Source organism: Levilactobacillus parabrevis, from assembly GCF_044051715.1.
GTDB classification, from domain to species: Bacteria; Bacillota; Bacilli; order Lactobacillales; family Lactobacillaceae; genus Levilactobacillus; species Levilactobacillus parabrevis.
Window position 1 is genome coordinate 1,678,693 of sequence record NZ_CP168688.1, and the last position, 20,466, is coordinate 1,699,158.

Annotated in this window: 17 protein-coding genes; 5 read left to right on the top strand and 12 right to left on the bottom strand. The window is 50.1% G+C overall.

What is annotated here, in order from left to right; genetic code table 11:
• Position 1: 1 nt before the first annotated feature.
• From ACEPSU_RS07925 to ACEPSU_RS07945, 5 genes are all read right to left on the bottom strand, one after another.
• Entirely contained in the window at positions 2-664 is a 663-nt protein-coding gene (locus ACEPSU_RS07925) for a Crp/Fnr family transcriptional regulator (RefSeq protein ID WP_395323343.1), read from the bottom strand.
• Positions 665-1,485: 821 nt separating this feature from the next.
• Positions 1,486-2,817, bottom strand: coding sequence for a UDP-N-acetylmuramate--L-alanine ligase (gene murC / locus ACEPSU_RS07930; RefSeq protein ID WP_395323164.1), 1,332 nt, complete (start codon positions 2,815-2,817; stop codon positions 1,486-1,488).
• A 162-nt stretch (positions 2,818-2,979) separates the two neighbouring features.
• The gene (locus ACEPSU_RS07935; RefSeq protein ID WP_395320997.1) at positions 2,980-6,036 is read right to left on the bottom strand and encodes a DNA translocase FtsK; all 3,057 of its coding nucleotides are present in this window, start codon (positions 6,034-6,036) and stop codon (positions 2,980-2,982) included.
• A 322-nt stretch (positions 6,037-6,358) separates the two neighbouring features.
• Positions 6,359-7,009, bottom strand: a complete 651-nt coding sequence (gene ytpR, locus ACEPSU_RS07940; protein WP_020089719.1) for a YtpR family tRNA-binding protein — start codon at positions 7,007-7,009, stop codon at positions 6,359-6,361.
• 20 nt (positions 7,010-7,029) lie between these two features.
• Positions 7,030-7,362: a thioredoxin family protein gene (locus ACEPSU_RS07945; RefSeq protein ID WP_020089720.1), complete on the bottom strand. Its 333-nt coding sequence runs from the start codon at positions 7,360-7,362 to the stop codon at positions 7,030-7,032.
• A gap of 464 nt (positions 7,363-7,826) precedes the next feature.
• Between ACEPSU_RS07945 and ACEPSU_RS07950 the strand changes: the two genes are divergently transcribed.
• Positions 7,827-8,153, top strand: coding sequence for a hypothetical protein (locus tag ACEPSU_RS07950; protein WP_395320999.1), 327 nt, complete (start codon positions 7,827-7,829; stop codon positions 8,151-8,153).
• Positions 8,154-8,245: 92 nt separating this feature from the next.
• Here ACEPSU_RS07950 and ACEPSU_RS07955 read toward each other — a convergent pair whose 3' ends face one another.
• The 4 genes from ACEPSU_RS07955 to pepV form a co-directional block, all read right to left on the bottom strand.
• Positions 8,246-8,860, bottom strand: coding sequence for a DUF2812 domain-containing protein (locus ACEPSU_RS07955; protein WP_395321001.1), 615 nt, complete (start codon positions 8,858-8,860; stop codon positions 8,246-8,248).
• Between the two features lie 13 nt (positions 8,861-8,873).
• Positions 8,874-9,185: a PadR family transcriptional regulator gene (locus tag ACEPSU_RS07960; RefSeq protein WP_260338871.1), complete on the bottom strand. Its 312-nt coding sequence runs from the start codon at positions 9,183-9,185 to the stop codon at positions 8,874-8,876.
• Positions 9,186-9,559: 374 nt separating this feature from the next.
• On the bottom strand, positions 9,560-10,057 hold the full coding sequence (locus ACEPSU_RS07965) for a universal stress protein (RefSeq protein WP_020089725.1): 498 nt from the start codon (positions 10,055-10,057) through the stop codon (positions 9,560-9,562).
• Positions 10,058-10,090: 33 nt separating this feature from the next.
• Entirely contained in the window at positions 10,091-11,491 is a 1,401-nt protein-coding gene (pepV, locus tag ACEPSU_RS07970; protein WP_395321003.1) for a dipeptidase PepV, read from the bottom strand.
• Positions 11,492-11,639: 148 nt separating this feature from the next.
• Here pepV and ACEPSU_RS07975 point away from each other — a divergent pair, with 148 nt between their 5' ends.
• Positions 11,640-12,470, top strand: coding sequence for an NAD(P)H-hydrate dehydratase (locus ACEPSU_RS07975; protein WP_395321005.1), 831 nt, complete (start codon positions 11,640-11,642; stop codon positions 12,468-12,470).
• Positions 12,471-12,638: 168 nt separating this feature from the next.
• Entirely contained in the window at positions 12,639-12,971 is a 333-nt protein-coding gene (locus ACEPSU_RS07980; protein ID WP_395321007.1) for a nuclear transport factor 2 family protein, read from the top strand.
• Positions 12,972-13,512: 541 nt separating this feature from the next.
• On the opposite strand, the gene ACEPSU_RS07985 is transcribed toward ACEPSU_RS07980, so the two are convergent.
• Together ACEPSU_RS07985 and ACEPSU_RS07990 are read right to left on the bottom strand one after the other, a co-directional pair.
• Complete coding sequence (locus ACEPSU_RS07985) at positions 13,513-14,217, bottom strand: 16S rRNA pseudouridylate synthase (RefSeq protein WP_395321009.1); 705 nt, start codon at positions 14,215-14,217, stop codon at positions 13,513-13,515.
• Between the two features lie 11 nt (positions 14,218-14,228).
• Positions 14,229-15,872: a polysaccharide biosynthesis protein gene (locus ACEPSU_RS07990; protein WP_260338866.1), complete on the bottom strand. Its 1,644-nt coding sequence runs from the start codon at positions 15,870-15,872 to the stop codon at positions 14,229-14,231.
• 225 nt (positions 15,873-16,097) lie between these two features.
• On the opposite strand from ACEPSU_RS07990, the gene ACEPSU_RS07995 reads away from it, so the two are divergent.
• Positions 16,098-16,421, top strand: a complete 324-nt coding sequence (locus tag ACEPSU_RS07995) for a hypothetical protein (protein WP_395321011.1) — start codon at positions 16,098-16,100, stop codon at positions 16,419-16,421.
• 492 nt (positions 16,422-16,913) lie between these two features.
• Positions 16,914-17,678: a flavodoxin family protein gene (locus ACEPSU_RS08000; RefSeq protein ID WP_395321013.1), complete on the top strand. Its 765-nt coding sequence runs from the start codon at positions 16,914-16,916 to the stop codon at positions 17,676-17,678.
• 330 nt (positions 17,679-18,008) lie between these two features.
• Here the strand turns inward: ACEPSU_RS08000 and leuS are convergent, their stop codons facing one another.
• Positions 18,009-20,438: a leucine--tRNA ligase gene (gene leuS, locus ACEPSU_RS08005; protein ID WP_020089736.1), complete on the bottom strand. Its 2,430-nt coding sequence runs from the start codon at positions 20,436-20,438 to the stop codon at positions 18,009-18,011.
• Positions 20,439-20,466 lie beyond the last annotated feature (28 nt).

The window sequence follows — 20,466 nt, forward strand, 5'->3', positions numbered from 1 at the left end:
TCTATCCCTCATTTCTTAGAATTGTGATCAACTGTGGTAAATCTGTGACGCTGATTTGAGACTTATCGACCGCGATGACGCCCAAGTCCCGTAGCTGTTTGATGATGCGGTTAAGATTCCGGCTGGAGGTATCGACCTCGTTGAGCAGGTTGGTTCGCGTCACGACCTGATTGCGCCGCGTCGCCCAAACGAGATACGAGATGGCTTGGTCCAACGCCGAATGCAGGCTGTAACGTTCCGTCCGGTTAGTTAAGGTATAGATCTGCGCAGCCAAATTAACAACCAATTTCTGCGAGAATTGTTGATCTTCCTTCAACCAGATTTTGAACACCTCATTGGGAATCCTGAGAACCGTCACCGGTGTCAGATTCACGACGGAGGCGCTGTATGGCTTATCCAGCAAGGCTTCCTGCTCGCCAATAAACGCCCCCTTTTCGTAAATATCCAACGCAACGGCTTTTCCACCAGCTGACATCAGGTAAATTTTAACCTTACCAGCGGCCAAAATATACGTGTTGTCATACTGAGCCCCCTGATCAAACTGAAACTCATCCACCGCGTAATGCTCGATTTGAAAAGCATTGATAATATGTAACGGGCAAGTCCGCAATAACTGCTGTAGTACGGGCTCCTGGGCCACCAGCGTAGCCAAGTCATTCATCATTTCTCAAACAGCTCCTTACAACATAAGATTAGCAAAATAAGTCGGAAAGCCCAATGACGCGGTTCTCCAAATGTATCCGCTTTCACATAAAAATTGTGTATTTTTGTGGTTTTTCCGGGACGGATGTCCTCGACAAACTGAAGTGCTTCTGAAACCGCATTCAATAATTGTCATTTTAACGACTAGCCAGCTAAATTCGCTGACTTCTTACAACTAATTTAGGTGTCAAAGTCACAATAATATTAATAGCATATCGCGATATAAATTACTACCAGCCTTATAAAGTTATATTCCCAACGACAAATCATTCTGCTCAACCCTCACAACTACTTCCATATTAAAACGATTTTTTAAGTTATTTTGCCAAAAGATGCGACTAAATCCCTAGAAATTACATTAGTACTAGTATAGGGCTAGTTTTGAAATAGTTACGATAACTCCAACAGCTCCCCCACACATTCTAAATTTTAAACGTGCCATCTACCAGACAAAATTTTTGACGAAAAAAAGCTCCCGGATTTTGCAATCCGAGAGCCATTACCCAACAACGCGAATTGCCGGGATTTTCGAATGTACCCGACCATGGGTACACATCTACGTCTCTAATAGTACCATGAACGGATACAATTTGAAAGCTAATCATAGATATTAGCTAGACGTTAACTGCAAATTGGTTGGACCTCGGCTTTGACCGGTCCCCACAGCAGGCAGAATCCTGGCAGCCGCAGGCGATACGCCAGCGCCACCATAACTACCATCACCATCAGACAAAAAGAGGCACCCGCCAGACCGGCGGATACCTCAACGATAAATCATTTAATTTAGTTGTTCTTTAAAGATAAATGACTCAGTAATTCTTCGTAAGACCGTTCGTACTTCTGCACGTCACCGGCACCCATGAAGACAACGACAGCATCGTGGAAGTCCAGTAATGGCGACATGTTGTCCACCGTCAGGATTTCGCCACCCTTGGCAATCTTAGCAGCTAAGTCCTTGCTGGAGACAGCGCCTTGCGTTTCACGCGCAGAGCTGAAGATATTGGTCAAGAAGACCTTGTCGGCCAAGTTCAGGCTCTTGGCAAAGTCGTCCATCAGGGCAATCGTCCGACTGAAAGTGTGGGGCTGGAAGACCGCAATGATCTCCTTGTCCGGATACTTTTGCCGTGCGGCGTCCAACGTGGCCTTGATTTCGGATGGATGGTGCGCGTAGTCATCAATGATGGTCATGTCAGCGAGCTTCCGTTCCGTGAACCGACGCTTAACACCCTTGAAATCAGCCAATTCACGTTTGATTTCATCCATGTTGACCTTTTCAAAGTAGGAAACGGCGATTACGGCCAGACTATTCAGCACGTTATGTTCACCATACAGATGGATTTCAAAGTTCCCTAAGTTCTCGCCATCATGGTAAACGTCAAAGGTTGACCCAGTCGTTGAACGCTTGATGTTCTTGGCTTGGAAGTCGTCACGGTCGCTGGTCCCATAGTAATAGACCGGTACGTCCGTCTTTAATTTACGTAATTCAGGATCATCACCCCAGGCGAAGATTCCCTTCTTGACCTGGTTAGCCCACGTCTCGAAAGCACTGTAAACATCGTCGATGCCCGTGTAATAGTCGGGGTGATCGAAGTCGATGTTGGTCATAATCGCGTAATCTGGCTTAGTGGCCAGGAAGTGACGCCGGTATTCGTCGGCTTCGTAAACGAAGAAACGCGCGTTAGGCGTCCCCTTCCCAGTCCCATCACCGATCAGGTATGAAGTTGGTGCCACGCCGCTGAGGACGTGTGACAGCAGGCCAGTCGTACTGGTCTTACCGTGGGCACCGGCAACCCCGATACTGGTGTAACCTTCGATCAAGTGACCCAAGAATTCATGGTAACGGTAAACGGGTAAGCCCATAGCGCGAGCCTTCTTGATTTCTGGATGGTCATCCGTGAAGGAGTTCCCGGCAATCACCGTTAATCCTTCGTGAATGTTGGCTTCGTCAAAGCCCATGACATCGATACCAGCCTTTTCCAAACCACGTTGCGTGAACGTGTACTGGGTGATATCTGACCCCTGAACCTTGAATCCCTTATCATGTAAAATCAGGGCAAGGGCACTCATCCCTGATCCTTTAATTCCGACAAAATGATAAACCGTTGCGTTATCCATTAAATGATCCTCTTTTCTACTCTGTGCGGTAAAGGCCACTTGACTCAATAAACCGTGCGAGTGACTCTCTTTCCATTCTAGCATATCCCCCCACCCCTTAAAAGACGGAGACCGATTAAAGGGCAGTGAGGACTATTCACCTTACAATGAAGATATGGCACCTTAGTCGTGTGGCTCAGGTAAATCTTTCCCTAAGTCGTCCGGCGTGAGGTAGACCTCACGCGGCTTCGACCCGTGCTGTGGTGAGACGTAGTGGTGCTGTTCCAGATCATCAATCAAATTGGCCGCGCGATTATAGCCAATCGAGAAGACCCGTTGCAGTTTCGAAGTCGACACGGTCTTCTCCTGAGCAATATACTCTAAGACCTTTGGCAACAAGTCGTCTTGATTTTCTTCGGCCGTTTCGCGTTGCAGTAAGCCCTTCGGTTCAAAGGCATAGTGCGGCTTACCCTGAGTCCGAACAAAATCAGTGATGGCATCGACCTCGGATTCAACGAAGGCCCCCTGCAACCGCATTGGTTGACTGGCCCCGTTGCCCAAGTACAGCATGTCCCCACGACCCAGTAAGTTCTCGGCACCAGCGGCATCTAGAATCGTTCGCGAGTCGATCTGACTGGAAACCATGAAGGCAATCCGCGTTGGAATGTTGTTCTTGATGGTCCCGGTGACAATGTCGACACTCGGCCGTTGGGTGGCAACCAGGAGATGAATCCCAGCAGCCCGGGCCTTTTGCGTGATCCGGACGATATAATCCTGAACCTCGCTGGCGGCCATCATCATCAAGTCAGCCAATTCATCGATAATAATCACGATGTAGGGCATCTTCAGGGATGGTTCGTCATTGGCATCGGCACGGTCGTTAAACTGCTCGATGTTGCGGACCCCCGCAGCAGCCAACTTCTCGTAACGTTGATCCATTTCGGTAACGACCCACTTGAGGGCTGCCGCAGCGGCCTTCGGATCGGAAATAACGGGTGACAGCAAGTGTGGCAAGGCATCGTACGGTGCCATTTCCACGGCCTTCGGATCGATCAACAGAAGCTTGACCTGTGCCGGTGTGGCCTTGTAGAGAATCGAGAGCAGTAGGGAGTTGATGAACACACTCTTCCCGGACCCAGTAGCCCCAGCAATCAAGCCGTGGGGCATCTTCCGCAGATCGGTGACCTGTGGTTGCCCAAATAAATCGACCCCGAGGGCCACTGTTAATGGTGACTCACTCTTCTGGAAAGCCGGTGAATTCAGAATTTCAGACAACATGACGGGTCGCGACTTCAGGTTCGGAATTTCGATTCCGACCGTACTCTTCCCGGGAATTGGCGCTTCGATTCGGATATCCTTGGCGGCTAAGGCCAGCTTCAAGTCATCGTTTAAGTTCGTAATCTTATTGACCTTGACCCCAAGTGCCAGACTGATCTGGAACTGGGTAACGGTCGGCCCAACCGTCCAGTCACTGACGTGGGCGTCGACATGAAAGGCGCTCAACGTCTCGTCGAGGACTTCAGCTTGATGTTCGATCCACTCGTCGAGGGCTTCCTCATCGGGAACGACTGGCTTTGGTAGCAGGTCTACCCCGGGGAAGTGATAACCACGTTCGGATTGTTCAGCATCTTCGGTATTCGCTGTTGTCTCCGGTGTCTCTGGCCGATCAAATAGGGCCAGATTGCGCTGGTCGTTCCCTTCTTCTTGCATGATATCGCCGAGCGAATGACCGAGACCGCGCGATGGCTTGGCCTTTGGCTTAGCTGGACGTTGTGCCGAGCTGGTTGGTGTGGTAGCACGAGCATTGGCCCGGTCGAGAAGTTGATCGACCTCGGCGGGACGTTTGTCGGCATCAGTCGTTGTCTGCTTATCCGTCTTATCCGTGGGTGCAACATTGGTTGACGGCTGGACAGCCGGCTTAATCGTTGCTTTGTCCGGCGTCGTGGCCACCGTAGTGTCAGGAACTACCGCTGGGTGGGCGCTATTGGCCGCGACACTGGCCGGAACACCCCCCGCTGAGCTCACGACTAAATGAGCCGTGGACCGCACGATTGCGGCATGGCTGGCGGCACTTTCCGGTTGGTTGGTTTCTGAATGAGTCTTAGCTGTTTCAGCTGTCGTTGTTTCGTCTGAAGCGGCTTCAGTGACTGAGGCTTCACTGGTCGATGATTCATTGACCGGTGCCGCGTCAGAAACTACTGTAGCGGTTGCCGAGGTGGCCGTCGTTTTGACCGTTCCCACAGGCAAGTAGTCCCCTACCCCATTGACGGCGGTACTGGTTGCCTGGCTGGCAGGTTCAGTTGGCGCAGCTACTTTGGCATCGGCAATTGGTGCCGTTGGATAGAAGATTTCGGTCGGCGCTGCTTCACTGGCAGCCGTCACTTCTGATTCAGAATCATCCGTGGTATCAGAACTAGAAGATTCATCTGATACTTCGTCAGTAGCCGCGGTCGCGGTATCTGCCGTTGTTTCGGGGTCAGTAGTAAACTGATTATCGGATTCGGTATCAGAAACTGATGACTTATCAGATGCTGATTCGTCAACGCCTTCGCTATCTGAGACCATATTGTCTGACTCATCATCAACAACTTCACTATCGCTGTTCGTGGGTTCATCATCATTTTCGGCCTGTTCAGCTGATGTCTCAGCAACAGCTGCCTCGACATCCCCGGTATCCGTTGGCGTTTCAGCGGTATTAGGTTCAGCAGTCGTTTCTGGAGCTGAAGTCTCAGCAGTTGGCGTGTTTGACGCCATCGACATGGCTGTCTGATCAGGCGTTGGCTTGGTGTCAGATGTGGATGCACCTTCGCGTTCAGTTATATCCGCAGCCGACCCAAACAATAGAAAACTGCTATCGTCCTTGTGCAATTCCGCAACTAGGCGCTGGTAACGCCGCCGCGACTCGGAAGTCGGGTGCGACCAGTGCAATTGCTTGGGAATCGGCGTCATCTGAAATGGCCGATAGTTCTCATCATCACTGGATTTTGGCGTTGGTGTTGTGGCCTGTGAGACAGGTGTTGATTTGGCAACGGGCGTTTCCCGTGGCTTAGCTGGTGCAGCCTGTTTCGATGCTTGCTCGCGCTTTGCTGCCCGTTCCTTGCGAAGCCGCAATCGATCATTACGTTCCTGTCGTTGCTTAACGGAGCGCTGGGCGCGTTCATTCGTGGTGTCTTCTAATTGTTCGGGATTTGGCTTAACCGCAAATTTTCGGTAAAAAGCTGGTCCATCATAGTGCTCCATGTTTCTTCCTCCTTGACGGGTGCACACCGCACCTGCCGAATTTCAAGACTTTGGGAGGAGACGCCGCCTGGATTGGCGGTTGGTTAACTCATTCCCTGATTTTTTGTCTAGCAAGAAGCTAGTTTTATAATTCATTTAATTGTGTTTGTCACTAAGTCTCATTTTAGCCGCTTCATGAGATAACGTGAAGCGGTGAGCGCGTTTAAACCGCACATTAAAATTCTTTCTGACCACCCAGCCCAAATTGGCTAAAGGCAATCTCTCCTATTGTACACAAAAAAGCGGGTTGCCGACAAGGGCAAACCCGCTTTCGTAATGTTTCTTAAGCATTTTCTTGCGCCATGAAGATTGTTTGTCCCCGTTCAAAGTCGAACGGTTCCCCAACTTCATAGTCATCAGGAAGAATCAAGGCACCTGGCCGTTGTGGCGCATTGGCTAAGCGCAACTCACGACCGGAACAGATCATCCCGTCACTTTCGACGCCTCGTAACGCCCCTGGCCAAATGATCAGGCCGTTGGGCATCATCGCGCCAACCTTGGCAACGACAACTTTGATGTCGGCTTGCATGTTAGGCGAGCCACTGACGATTTGAACGGACTGGTCATTGTCCACGACCGTTTCCGTCACCAACAAGTGGTCAGAATCTGGGTGTGGCGTTGCCGTCTTAACGTAACCGACAATGAACTTCGATTCCGTGTCAGCGACCAATTCACCATTGAAGCCGGCATCTTCCAATGCGGCGTTCAAAGCAGCAACCTCATCAACGGTCAACATCACTTGGCCGTTGCCACCAATGTTAGGCAAGATCTTGGAAATTTCCAAGAAGTTGTAACCTAAGGTCTTTTCCGTTTCGGCGTCGTAAATTCGCGCGATGCCGTCACGAACGGTGTGTGCCTGTTGGGGCGTGTCTTGAGCAACGATAACAATCAAAGTGTCCCCTAATTCTTGGGGATTATAACTAGCAATTAACATGTGGGATCCTTTCCAACGGTTTAATCGGCGTTGGCTGCTAATGAATTAATAAATTCTTCAACCTCAGCCTTGGTCTTGCGGTCCTTGTTGACTAATCGACCAATTTCATCACCATTTGAGAAGGCGATAAAACTAGGGATACCGAAGACATTTAATTCGGCAGCCAAGTCGATGTTTTCGTCGCGGTCAACCGCGATAAACTTAAAATCGGGATATTCTGCTTCAATGTCGGGCATTGCTGGCTTAATGAAGGCGCAATCCGGGCACCAAGTAGCAGAGAAGAATAACATGGTCTTGCCGTCTTTAACGACGTCTTTCAGATCAGCGGCTGACATTTTGGGTAATTGTTCCATGAGTAAGCACTCCTTTATTTAAGTTTTAAAAAATACACAAACATCATTATAGCAATGTGGCCGAGGGATTACAAAATTTTAGCTTAATCTACTTACTTTTTGTTACTTAAAAGCTGGTTATTTGCAGGTAGGCACGTCTAAGCTTTTAAAATTGACTGGGTAAGATGTGATTTTTCCAAACCAACGACTTGACTCTTATAAGTTATTCTTAACTGCTAACAAAATCAATCTAAATATTGACGATACATTATGACCCAATCATTCGAAAATATTTCTCCGATTCCAATGATCCTTTGTCAAAAACTTCAAGCTTTACACCTCGCCAAACTCTGCGTATACTGGCGATAACATTATTTTCCAAACTTTTCTACCTTTTTACGGGAACTTCCCCCTAAACATTGCTATACTAGGGGCAGATAGAACGTTTACACGTCCCATAAATAAACTGCTAAGGAGGCGGTAGGATGACTGCTAGAAACGGACAACTGTATCAACTCAGCCTTACCGGGGTAGTCGGAGGCTTAATGGGCATTTTCATCACGCGCTTCTTTGGTGGCGGCTCGCGCTTGAACCCTGATAACATTTTGGAGCAGGTCAAGCACCAGTTCCGCCAAGAATCCCCCATTGAAGGGGCCTGGATTGAGAAACATGCGGTACCTTTCCAGAAGTTCGCGGTTAAATCACGCGTTTATTATGGTGGTATCACGCGTTACGAAGACAACAAATTAGTGCAATACCAATTTGTCGCAGATGCCAACACTGGTAGTGTCCTGGATATCCACCGTCTGTAATTGACTATGAGCTTAAACACAAGCGGCACGTTGAGATTTCAACGTGCCGCTTTTTGAGTAATCCTTATTTTGGTTGAAATATGTATCCCAATTCACCCTAATCGGCGATAATTGCGAATCACCCGACACAGGTTATAAAGACCGACAATCAGGAAGACGTAAAACACCCCCACGCGCATCAAAGCAAACGGTGTCTCGAAGATAACGGCCTTCCAGAACCATTCGCCCTGCATCTGCCACAGTCCCGGCGTGAGATACCAACTCTTAACATCAAAGAAATTAAGGTCATCCGTGGTCTGCCAATAGAAGAAAACGTAACTCAACAGAAAGACGGCATAATACAAACTGAGGCGGGTGAACCGTCGGCGACTTCTGGCCCTGGACCGCTCATCCGAAAAGATATCACGATCCGATGCTGCCGTCTTCTGTTGGAAGTATTGGATACCGCCGTGACGACTCCCGGCAATGAGCCGCCACCCACTATCGCTAAAGAGTTGGCGATAGTCCTGGTAGGCACGCCGTTGCATCCCCCTATCCCGAAAGTCTAATCGGGTGTACGGACTGAACTGATCAGCGTCCGCCAGCTTCTGAAATGTATAACAGTGGAGATATGGATTCACCCAATCCAAGCGGTACCCACCCTCCTGAATGGCATTAATCCAGTTCTCCTCGTCATTAAGATCTAAAAACACGTGAAACTTTTTCATGTCCTGCTCCTTCCTAATAGCCAAACTTCTCGGCAAGCTTCCCCAAGCCCCGTAATCGTTGCGTTTCTAATTGTAAGATTGTTTGTCCGGTCGCGGTGATCCGGTACACGCGGCGCCGCTTATCACTGCTCGGTACCTCTTTGATCCACTTTAGCTTCAACAAGTTCTCCGTTGCTCCGTACATCGTACCCGCCGCAATCTTGACGGTCCCCTGACTAAGCCGTTCAATCTCCTGAATGGCCCCATAGCCATGGAGCGGCTGGGTGAGCGCCAACAGAATGTAATATGTCGTTTCAGTCAGCGGTAAATTTTTATTTCGTGCCATTTTCCTTCTCCTGATCTGGTTTGCAATATGTAAAGTCAAGCTTTATACAGTTCAACTATATATAGTCTAACTGTATGTTGTGAGCCTGTCAATAAGTATCACCCAACCGTAGATCTTAAAGTTCTCTCAGCAATCACGTCTAGCTATCTCTAGAATTAGATTTACGCTGTCAAAGTAAAGAAATACATAAGCCCGGTAAAATGATGCGACAAAATCAGGGGAAATTACATTAGTAGTAAGTAGACGGCAAAAAAAGAAGGCCAACTCAACCGAGTCAGCCTTTCCATAAAAATTAACCATTTTAAAATTCAAACAATTAAGAACACCCGCTGCAAGTTCATGTCTTTGACTTCCAACTATCTTAGCCGTAAATCCTAGACACGCTTGAACTTGCTGGAATGATTCTGCATATCGGTGCGGACGATCAGCACGTCGGTAACGGCATTCGTCACGACGGCACTGGCAGTGGAGCCCATCAACATCCGTTCGACCACGTTGGAGCCAATAGCCCCAATCATGATCAAATCGGCATTGTATTCCTGCGGCAAGGTCTTGGCCAGGTCAATGTTGGGGTGTCCATAGAATACGGACGTTTCAACATGTTTGACCCCAGCCTCCTCTGCTTGCTTGCGGTACGCGTCGACGGTCTGTTCCGAACGCTGGCGGGCCTCATCCATGACTTCCTGATCCACAAAGCCGAAACCGACTTTGGTATTGTTGCCGATTCCAACGTAATCGCCACCCGTCATGATAGTAACGATAATTAAATCTGCTTCGTTTCTGACAGCAACCGCGATGGCTTTTTCAACCGCGCGTTTGGCTTGCCGGGAACCGTCCACCCCAACTAGAATTCGCTCGTAGCGTTCGGACATCTTTACCACTCCCTTGTGGGTGCTCCTCACACCCTATTTCGTCAATTCATAGGTCGCCTGCCCGTAAATGGACATCGCCTTGATTAAATCATCTTCTGGTTGGAACTCGTCAGCTTGATGCATCGTGTCTTGTGTGCCGGGGAATAACGCCCCAAAGGCCACGCCACGCTTCATCAGGCGACCGTAAGTCCCACCACCGACGACTTCTGGCTGTGCGTCAGTATCGCCGGTCTGTTGCCGGTAAACGTCCATCAACGTGGTGACGATTGGGTCACTTGGATCAACGTAATGTGGGACCATTTCGCGGCCTTGCTTGATTTCAACGTTCATCATAGCCGTTGCTTTTTGCAGCCCAACTAAGATTTCTGCAGCGCCAATTCCGGTTGGATAACGGAAGTTGGTGTTGATGAGACCACCCTTATCAGCCGTAAACGTCATAATCCCAACGTTCATGGTCAGGTCACCCATCACTTCATCGGTGAAGGCCAAGCCCAGTTTGTGGGCCCGAGAATCATCGTGGAGATCATGCGCTAACAGGCTCAAGAAGTCCTCAGCATCGCCGCCAAAGTCGTAGGTCGTCAGGAAATGAGCCAGGTAGGTCCCGGCATTGATCCCATTCTTGGGTTCCATCCCGTGAGCGGCCTTCCCGATAACTTCGAAATGCAAACCAGCAGCATCCTGTTCAACCGTTCCCGTAACCGGTGCATCGGCCAAAAATGTCTTGAAGTCGGCCATCATTTGGTCGGCATCGGATGTTTCAACCGTAGCTTCGGCGTCCCGTGGAACCATGTTTTCTCGCAGGCCAGCTTGGAAGTCACGTAAGGTCACGCTCCCGCCATTAGCCCCAGCAAAGTGGCTTTCAAACGTGACGTTCCCCTTTTCACCGTTAATCAGTGGAAATTCGGCATCGGGGGAGAAGCCCAACGTTGGTGCGGGTTCCAAGTCGAGGTAGTGGTGCATCCCCGTCCAGTCACTCTCTTCATCGGTCCCAATGATGAACCGAATCTTCTTGGTAGGCTTGATTCCTTGGTCCTTCATCATTTTTAAACCATAGTATGCAGCCAGTGCAGGTCCCTTATCATCAGAGGTTCCCCGGCCGTACAAGTTGCCGTCCTTCTTGGTCAACGTAAACGGATCGGTGTGCCAGCCCTTACCACCGGGCATGGTGTCGGCGTGTCCCAGAATGGCCAACGTCTCGTCACCTTCACCAAATTCAACGTAACCAACTAAATTATCGAGGTTCTTGACGGTAAAGCCGTCACGTTCAGCTAATCCTAAAAATGCGATCAGAGCTTTCGCTGGACCGGGCCCGAGTGGGTAGTCTGCGGTAGCCTTAGAATCATCTCGTGCACTGTCGATGCCGACTAAAGTCGTCAGGTCAGCGACGTAATCCTCGCGGTACTGTTCAGATAACTGTTGCCAATCAATTGCCATGATTGGACCTCCTTTAATTTTTTCGGACCACAACAATGTCCAAAGTATACTTAAACTTAATTCTAGCATAACCGCGCCGAATTGTAAGCCGTTTTCCGGTACTAAAATGCTATACTGAAAGCGAAAACAATTTTGAGGAGGAATTCACATGGAAACGCTCTCGCAATCCATCTTGTCCAAAACGATTCGGCAACGCCCTGCCGACAGCTATAAGGGCACTTACGGGCGGGTCACCCTGGTCGGTGGTAACCGCAACTTTGGTGGCGCCATTTTAATGGCCAGTGCAGCGTCTGTATACGCCGGCGCCGGGTTGGTCACGACCATTACCGATGCCAGCAATCAGACCAGTCTGCACGCACGGTTGCCGGAAGCCATGTTTGCCGACATGACCAATCATGAGCAAATGAAAAGTTTGGTCAGCCCGGCCGATGTTGTCGTGATTGGTCCCGGCTTGGGAACCGACGAAGCTGGACTAATGGCGTTGAACACAACCTTTGGTGCACTCAAACCAACCCAAACGGTGGTCATCGATGGCTCAGCCATTACCCTAATTGCCCAACATAACCTGGCCTTACCGAACGCCCACTTGATCTTTACGCCCCACCAAATGGAGTGGCAGCGGCTCAGCGGCATCCCAATCGCCGATCAAACCGTCGCAAACAACCAACCAGCTGTGGCTAAGCTCAACGCAACGGTCATCGTCAAGTCTCATCGCACCCAGATTTACACGCCGACTGCGGTCTACGAAAACCCGCTCGGTACCCCCGCTCAGGCGACTGGTGGCATGGGCGATACGCTAGCCGGTATGGTCGGCGGCTTCGTTGCTCAATTTGCGGATCACACCGATGCCGTACTGGCCGCTGTGTATAGCCATAGTGCCATCGCCGAAGAACTGGCGGAAAAGCAGTACGTGGTCTTACCTCACCAGATTATCGATGTCCTGCCACAGTTTATGAAGGCTCACGAGGCGCTGGTCTAAGCCACTACAGTTAATGGTCCCCATTCAATTGAGCCGCCAGCAAGCCAACGACCCATGCCGCAAATAATTAACAGTTGTTTTTGCTTGTCAGCCCACGTCTAGTCACGCATACTAAAGACAATTCTGGGGCAACCCTATCACTGCCCCCTACCAAAAGGAGCACCTACTATGGATGACTTAACCTTACCGGCTGCAATTGCTGCCTTTATCACTGCAACCAATGCCGCTGACAGCGACCAATTTGTCGCCCAGTTCACGCCCGATGCCGTCCTCGACGACTGGGGTACCACCTACAACGGTCCAGCTGAGATTGCCAAGTGGAATCAAACCGACAACATCGGCAAACAATCGCACTTCGAGCTGGAAGACTTCACGCAGGATAATACCACAACTTGGACGGTTCAGCTTAGCGTGACGGGCAACGGCTTCAACGGTACCAGCCCCTTCCGAATGACGATCAAGGACGACTTGCTGGCTCGCGTGGAAATCTTACCGGACTAAAGCGTGTGTGTCGCCTGCGGCAGGTAGGATTCCGGCTACGTTAACGTTTAGTCCAGATAGGCCTGGTTCTAGCAAGTATTCGTGACTAGATGTCATCTTGAAAACATCGGTACTAGATCTGAAATTCTGTTTCAATGAACCAATTATAGATTTAACGTTTCTAACAAAATTCAAAAAATCGGCGACAAACTCGATTAGGAGCTTGCCGCCGATTAGTTTAAGTAAGGTTAAATTAAAAGAAAACAATTCGATTACACGTTAGAAGCGGTGCTGATTTCTGCTTAACACCAATATTGCAATACAATTTGATGGTTGAAAAACCACGCTTAGCCGGAGGAGGTCAGGGATGGAGCCGGCCGTGACGATGACCTTAGCTGACGATTTCTGTCAGGTTAGGTCATGGGACGAGCTTGGAGACGTCCGACTTTGACGGCTTCAAGTCGAGGTTCAAGACCACCCCACAGGCTTGGACCGGTCCCCACAGCAGGTGGAATCCCTGACACCCGCAGGCGACTGGTTTAGAAAACCCAGCTACACCGTTTTACAACTCAGTTAAAGTCGAAAGATCGCTAGCCAGCGGACCATTCAACGCATCGATTTCTGCCGGGAATAAGCCACGGTAGGACGCACTGGACAGATCGACCGGTAATGGTAACGGACCATACGCCACACGGCTCACAGGGCCATTGACGCCCTTCAGCGCCATCAACGTGGGCACTGCTACGGTCAAGTCACGCGTCCGGACGGTAACCGTCGTCAGCTGGTGAAGAGTGTCGGGCACAACTTGGATGTCTTCGAAGGTGATGTCGCCTTCCAGTCTTGGCAACTGGGCAACCTCACCCGTGAGCTGAACGCGTAAGGTACTGACCCACTCCTGCAGATCAACATCGGTTAGAAAGTGGTCGTCATCGCTAGCCAATACCAAGCCACTGGCTTCCTTAGGCAGGTCTGTCAGTGCTTTGAGTGGCCGTATCTGATCCAAGGTGTTTAACAAACTTCCCAGGCTATGCGCACTGGTCGGGTCCATACTGAGCTGAAATCCAATCGGCTTGTTGAAGACCATGTATTGCGGCTGGCGACCGGTAACGGCCATGCCATCAACGCGAACCTGATCGGATTTGGCCACCGTCAACAGTGGTGAATCGACCACGTCGTCATTGACCGTCACCCGCTGTTGGTGCAGCAGACGCAAAATCTGCCGCGGTGTGCCCTGCCGATGCTCCGTTAAATAACGTTCAATATTCATCTCGCACCCTCCTAACGAATGTGCAACCGCCGACGAAGACCAGCCACACGATCACCGATGATTGCATCGGCTAACCGACTCTTTAACATCATGTAGACGTAGAAATACCCGCCGAGAACGGCCGCAATCGCCGTCACCGTGAAGCTGATGACCCGACCATTGCTACCAAGCAGACTGCCCAACATGACAACGACCCGTGCAATCGCAAAGGTTCCAAGGGAGGCCAACAGAATACCGTTAGTCTTCTTGGCAATCGTAGCGTAATTGATGCCGAACTGCATATCCAATGAATGAATAATTAGGTAACAGGTCACGAACAAGCCAATCCCGGTCGCAACCAGTGGCCCGAAGGCTCCCAAGAAGTAGACTAATGGCCACTGAACAATGAATTTAACCACAGTACCGACCGCAAAATAGTGCACGGCACGCCGGTTCTGTGAGATCCCCTGCATCAGCGCGGAAACCACCGTGTAAAGGCCCAAGAGAATCGACAGGTACGATGAGAACGCCAGAATTGACGAACCCAAGGCTTCCTGCGTTTGCCCGTAAAACACGATGTTTAGTGGGCGCGCAACGGCTGACATCCCCAAGGCGGCGGGAATCATGACGAATTCAAACATCAAGAAGGCGTTGGTCAGTTGACCAGAAATTTCATGCTTATTGCCCCGCGTGTAGGCTTCGGACAGCAATGGCACGACCGTCACGGCCAGAGCCGAGGACAATGAAATGGTAATCATAATTAATTTATTGGCATTTACCCCGAACAGCGCGAACAGGTCGTTCAGGTAGGCATCCGAGTAGTTGCCCGCTAAATGCATGATTGGCGCGAACGTGTATTGGTCAATCAATTGGAAGATCGTGATGCCGGCCCCCAAAATGATGAATGGGACAGCCTGGGCAATGATTTCCTTGTAGAGTTGTTTGGCGGGAACGACTAATTCCTCGTTACTGCCGGCAACCAGGCCGCGGAAGTAATCGCGCCGTTTCCAATAGTAGACACCCAAGACAATCAGCCCGCACAAGGCCCCAATGGCGGCGGCCAACGTGGATTGCGACACGGCGGAAACCCAGTCGCCCTTCAAAACGTACATGATAATAAAGGCCGTGATCAACATGTAGGCAACCCGCGCCAGTTGTTCAACGAATTGGGAAATCGCGGACGGTGCCATCTGCTGGAAGCCTTGGAAGTAGCCCCGCGTCAGACTCATCGTGGGGATAATCAAAATGGCCCAGGCCAGCGAGTGCAACACGGGAATCAGGTTCTTATCGCCACCGGTAAATAGCGGTGCCCCCAGGAATAACAGTAAAGCAATGATCACCCCGGTTAGGATGGCGATTACCAGCCCCCGTTTGTACAACCGCACACTGATACCATATTCATTCAAGGCATTGTAGTGCGCCACCTGTTTGGCAATGGCGGAAGGCACCCCGGCAATGGCCGCAATCAGGAAGAAACTATAGATATTATAACCCTTCCCATACAGCGCGTTGGCTTGCAGGAAGAATGTCCCAAACCAGATGTTCCACGGAATAATATAGATTGCGCCGAGAATCCGGGAAAAGATACTTCCCGCAGTCATCCACGCCGAGCCAGCAACCATTTGGTCTTGCGCGCTCGCGGTTTGATTTCCTGTTTGATCAGACCTTGCCGACATTTGACACCCTACTTTCAATTTAAAAATTCAATGTAATCCCAGCTTAGCAAACTGCCAAGCTAATCAAACAAACATTATACCATAGCTTCCGGGTCGCAAATATCAGTTTTCGGTAAAGATTTGGGAATCTAGGCCGTCACAATTGCAGTTTGCTTTACCGGATTCAGAGAACAGTGGTATGCTGGAGATAGTCAAGAAACAGATTATTCAAGGAGGAATGCCATTATGACAGAAGTAGCAGCTGGGGCTACCGCAGCTCCAGAAATGCAAATGTCGCCGGAAAGAGCCAAGCAAGTTGTGCGGATGACTAAAAGTATCCGTCAACATTTTCCAGAGTTAGCACAGGTTCAAGACGCGCAATTGATTTATTCCACATGGCGTAGCTTTAAGCGGATCGACCAGACCAATGATAGTGATTATCAAACGATGGCTGACGTCTTCTTCCACGAATTTGACCGTCACTTACTCAATTACCAATTCTCAAAGGCTGGCGAAGATGAAGTTGTGAAGCACCGCTTCTTCGCCATCTTAACGGAATTACTGCAATAATTAATCCAGTACCCCCGCCGGCCGGTTGGTCCGCGAGGGCTTTTTGTTGTTGTAAAAGAGTGCGGAGCAAGGCGCTTAGACTCTGAGCATTAACGTCAATAAGGATAAAAGCCCGGGCCTGGCTTTTTCCTTATTGGGGTTAAGCGGAGCTGACTGCCTGCTGGAGTACGTTTCAGCCACATAAAATTAGAGAGCAATCTCCAAGCCAATTTAACATCAAGCCCCTAAGCCAGCATAGATCTAAAACCAACATCTTCCGACCTATTATTCAATACTAATCCTTCAACCCAGTAGAAAATCCACCAGACTTCTCAACTAAACACGCAGCCTCCACTCCAAACCCAACCAACCGTACCAACGCCCAAAAAAGCCCAAATTCTAAAGATTTTTCCACCAATGCGGTATACTAGTTACATAGTCACTGATAGCGTTACCAACTAGTTTAATAGTCCCAACGCACCATCATAGATTTTAAAAAGTGAGGCGATTGCTTTGCGTTACTTAGCACTATTAGGAAGCCACGAGCGCCACGGCATCACGGCCGGCTACCTCCAAGCGGTCTTGGACGGCTTACCGGATTCAGCCGAGGTCGAGACGGTTTTCCTGCGTGATTACGATATTTATCCGGATACCAAAGAGAAGGTTTGCCCAGCCCTCGACGAGATTGAGGCTAAGATGGCTGCCAGCGACTTCTGGATTATCTGTGCCCCAACCTACTGGGGTGGGATGCCCGGCGTCATGAAGCAGTTCTTTGACTGCATGCGATTCCGGCTAGTTCGGATGACCTCGAAGGCCGATACTCTACCCGGCAAATATAAGGATAAACATTACCTGAGTATGACGACCTGCTTCATCAGCTCGGCCGATAACTTCTTTACCGGTATCACCGACCAAACCTTTGTCACGATTGACCGCGTTTTGACTGGCGCTGGTCTGATCAAAGTCGGTGAATTTGTCGGTACCGGCACTTGGGGGACGCACGCCCCGCGGGAGAACAAGCTCGCGGAGTGTCGCCGCCTCTCTCAAAAAATTGCTGACCGGCCACGAAAGGATGATAATACCTTGAAACGTTACATACTGCTCTTCTTCATGATTGCTATCATGGCGTTGATTACCATGGGCCTGCAGGCTTGGTGGTTCGGCGTCTTTGCGGCCGGCAAATTCTGGCTAACGTATGCCAGCTTTGTCATTATCTTTTACGTGCTGCTGGCCAGTATCTTACATTTCTTTACGTTTGTGCGGCACCGTCGGCGGTAGTCAGGAGAAATTGTTGACCACTTATTCCCAATCAAATAATGCTATTAAAAAATCAACTTCCAAATGTGGCAGTTGATTTTTTTGGTTTCCTAAGTGTCCGTCTTCAAATAGGCCTCTTCAAAACTACTCGTCCCCGTCTGCTCCATCAATTCATTTGGTGTTCCACTGAACGCAATCTGCTTTCCCGCGAGCACCAAAACTTTGACATTTCACACAGAACTGGTTAACTGCAAAATTCTAGTGTCCTGCCATTTCTCTTTACAGGAAAAGCAGCATCAGCCATCTTCCTAACGGGAGGTGGCTGATGCTGCTTTTCATCCATTTAAACGACTAGTTGGCAACAATGTTAACCAGCTTGCCTGGCACTACGATCACCTTACGAATGGTCTTGCCATCCGTATGCATCTTGACCGTGTCGTCAGCCAATGCTGCGGCTTCAATGTCATCCTTGGCGGCGTCCTTAGCGACCTTCAAGTGGGCGCGGACCTTACCGTTGACTTGGACAACCATTTCAACCACGTCTTCGACCAATTGCTTAGGGTCGTAGGTTGGCCACTTCTCGTAAGAAATCGTCTCGTCGTGACCCATCAGTGACCAGAGTTCTTCGGCAATATGCGGCACGATTGGCGCGATCATCTTGACGAAGCCTTCCATGTAGATCAATGGGAGACTGTCAGCCTTGTAGGCTTCGTTAACGAAGACCATCAATTGTGAAATGGCCACGTTGAAGTGCATGGCTTCGAGGTCTTCACTCACCGTCTTAACAGTCTGGTTGTAGATCTTGTCCAGCTTACCATCGTTGATCATCGTGACCCGGTCGCGCAGACGGTTGTTATCATCGATCAATAACCGCCATACCCGGTCCAGCCAACGACGAGAACCGTTGATACCTTCCGTGCTCCAAGGCTTAGAAGCTTCCAATGGCCCCATAAACATTTCGTACAGACGCAGAGTATCGGCCCCATCCTTCTCGACGATTTCGTCAGGATTGATGACGTTCCCCTTGGACTTGGACATCTTTTCGTGGTTAGTCCCCAGAATCATCCCCTGGTTAACTAACTTCTGGAAAGGTTCCTTGGTAGGAACGACACCGAGGTCGTACAGGAACTTGTGCCAGAACCGTGCGTAGAGCAAATGCAAGACGGCATGTTCAGCCCCACCGATGTAAAGGTCAACTGGCATCCAGTACTTCAGCTTGTCGGGATCGGCAATGGCTTGATCGTTGTGTGGATCGATGTAACGCAAGAAGTACCATGAACTCCCAGCCCACTGTGGCATGGTGTTGGTTTCACGCTTCCCCTTACGCCCGTTCTCGTCGACAACGTTCACCCAGTCGTCCAGGTTAGCCAGTGGGCTCTCACCGGTACCAGAAGGTTCGAGTTGCTTAGCTGCTGGCAGCTTCAAAGGCAATTCGTCTTCAGGAACCAACGTGGTTTCGCCATCTTCCCAGTGAATAACGGGAATTGGTTCACCCCAGTAGCGTTGCCGGGAGAAGATCCAGTCGCGCAGGCGGAAATTAACTTGCTTGTGCCCAGCGTCATGTTCTTCGAGCCAGTCGATAGCGGCCTTGATGGCGGTCTTCTTGTCCATGCCATTCAGAAAGTCGGAATTGATGTGTTCACCATCGCCGGTGTAAGCCGCCTTTTGGACATCGGTATCGTCATCACCCGCGATAACTTGGGTAATTGGCAGATTGAATTTCTGAGCAAATTCGTTATCCCGGTCATCGTGAGCGGGTACGGCCATGATGGCCCCAGTCCCGTAGGATGCCAGCACGTAATCACCAATCCAGATTGGCAACTTCTTACCACTCAGTGGGTTGATGCCGTAAGCACCGGTAAATACCCCGGTCTTATCCTTGTTCAAGTCGGTCCGTTCGAGGTCAGACTTGCTTTCAATAGCAGCCTTGTACGCCTTTACGGCGTCTGCTTGTTCCGGCGTCGTAATCTGGTCGACCAAAGCATGCTCTGGCGCTAAGACCATGTAGGTTGCCCCAAATAACGTGTCGGGACGGGTCGTGTAGACCTCAACCTTGGTGTCTTCTTGCCCATCGACTGGGAAGAAGACGCTGGCACCTTCAGAACGACCGATCCAGTTCCGTTGCATTTCCTTGATGCTGTCGGGCCAGTCGAGGTCGTCCAGATCATCGATCAAACGGTCTGCGTAGGCCGTGATCTTCAGAACCCATTGGCGCATTGGCACGCGGTAAACGGGGTAACCCCCACGTTCCGTCTTACCGTCAATGACTTCTTCGTTGGCCACAACGGTCCCGCCCATGAAGTCAGGCGCCCAGTTGACCATGATCTTGTCTTCGTAGGCTAAGCCCTTCTTGTAGAGCTGTTCGAAGATCCATTGGGTCCACTTGTAGAAAGATTCGTCGGTCGTGTTGACCTCACGACTCCAGTCATAAGAAAAGCCCAGGGACCGAATCTGCCGTTTGAAGTTCTTGATGTTATGCGCGGTAAAGTCCTTAGGGTTGTGCCCCGTCTTCAAGGCGTATTGTTCGGCTGGTAAACCGAAGGCGTCCCACCCCATTGGGTGCAGGACGTTGAAGCCTTGCATCCGCTTCAAACGCGCCATAATATCGGTTGCCGTGTACCCTTCAGGATGCCCAACGTGCAGCCCTTGCCCAGAAGGATAAGGGAACATGTCTAAGACGTAATACTTTGGTTTTGTTTGGGTGTCAGCGGTCTTGAACGTCTCGTTGACCCGCCAGTAATGTTGCCACTTGTGCTCAATAATTTGGTGTTTGTAAGCCAAAAATTTCGCTCCCTTTCTCAATTAACGT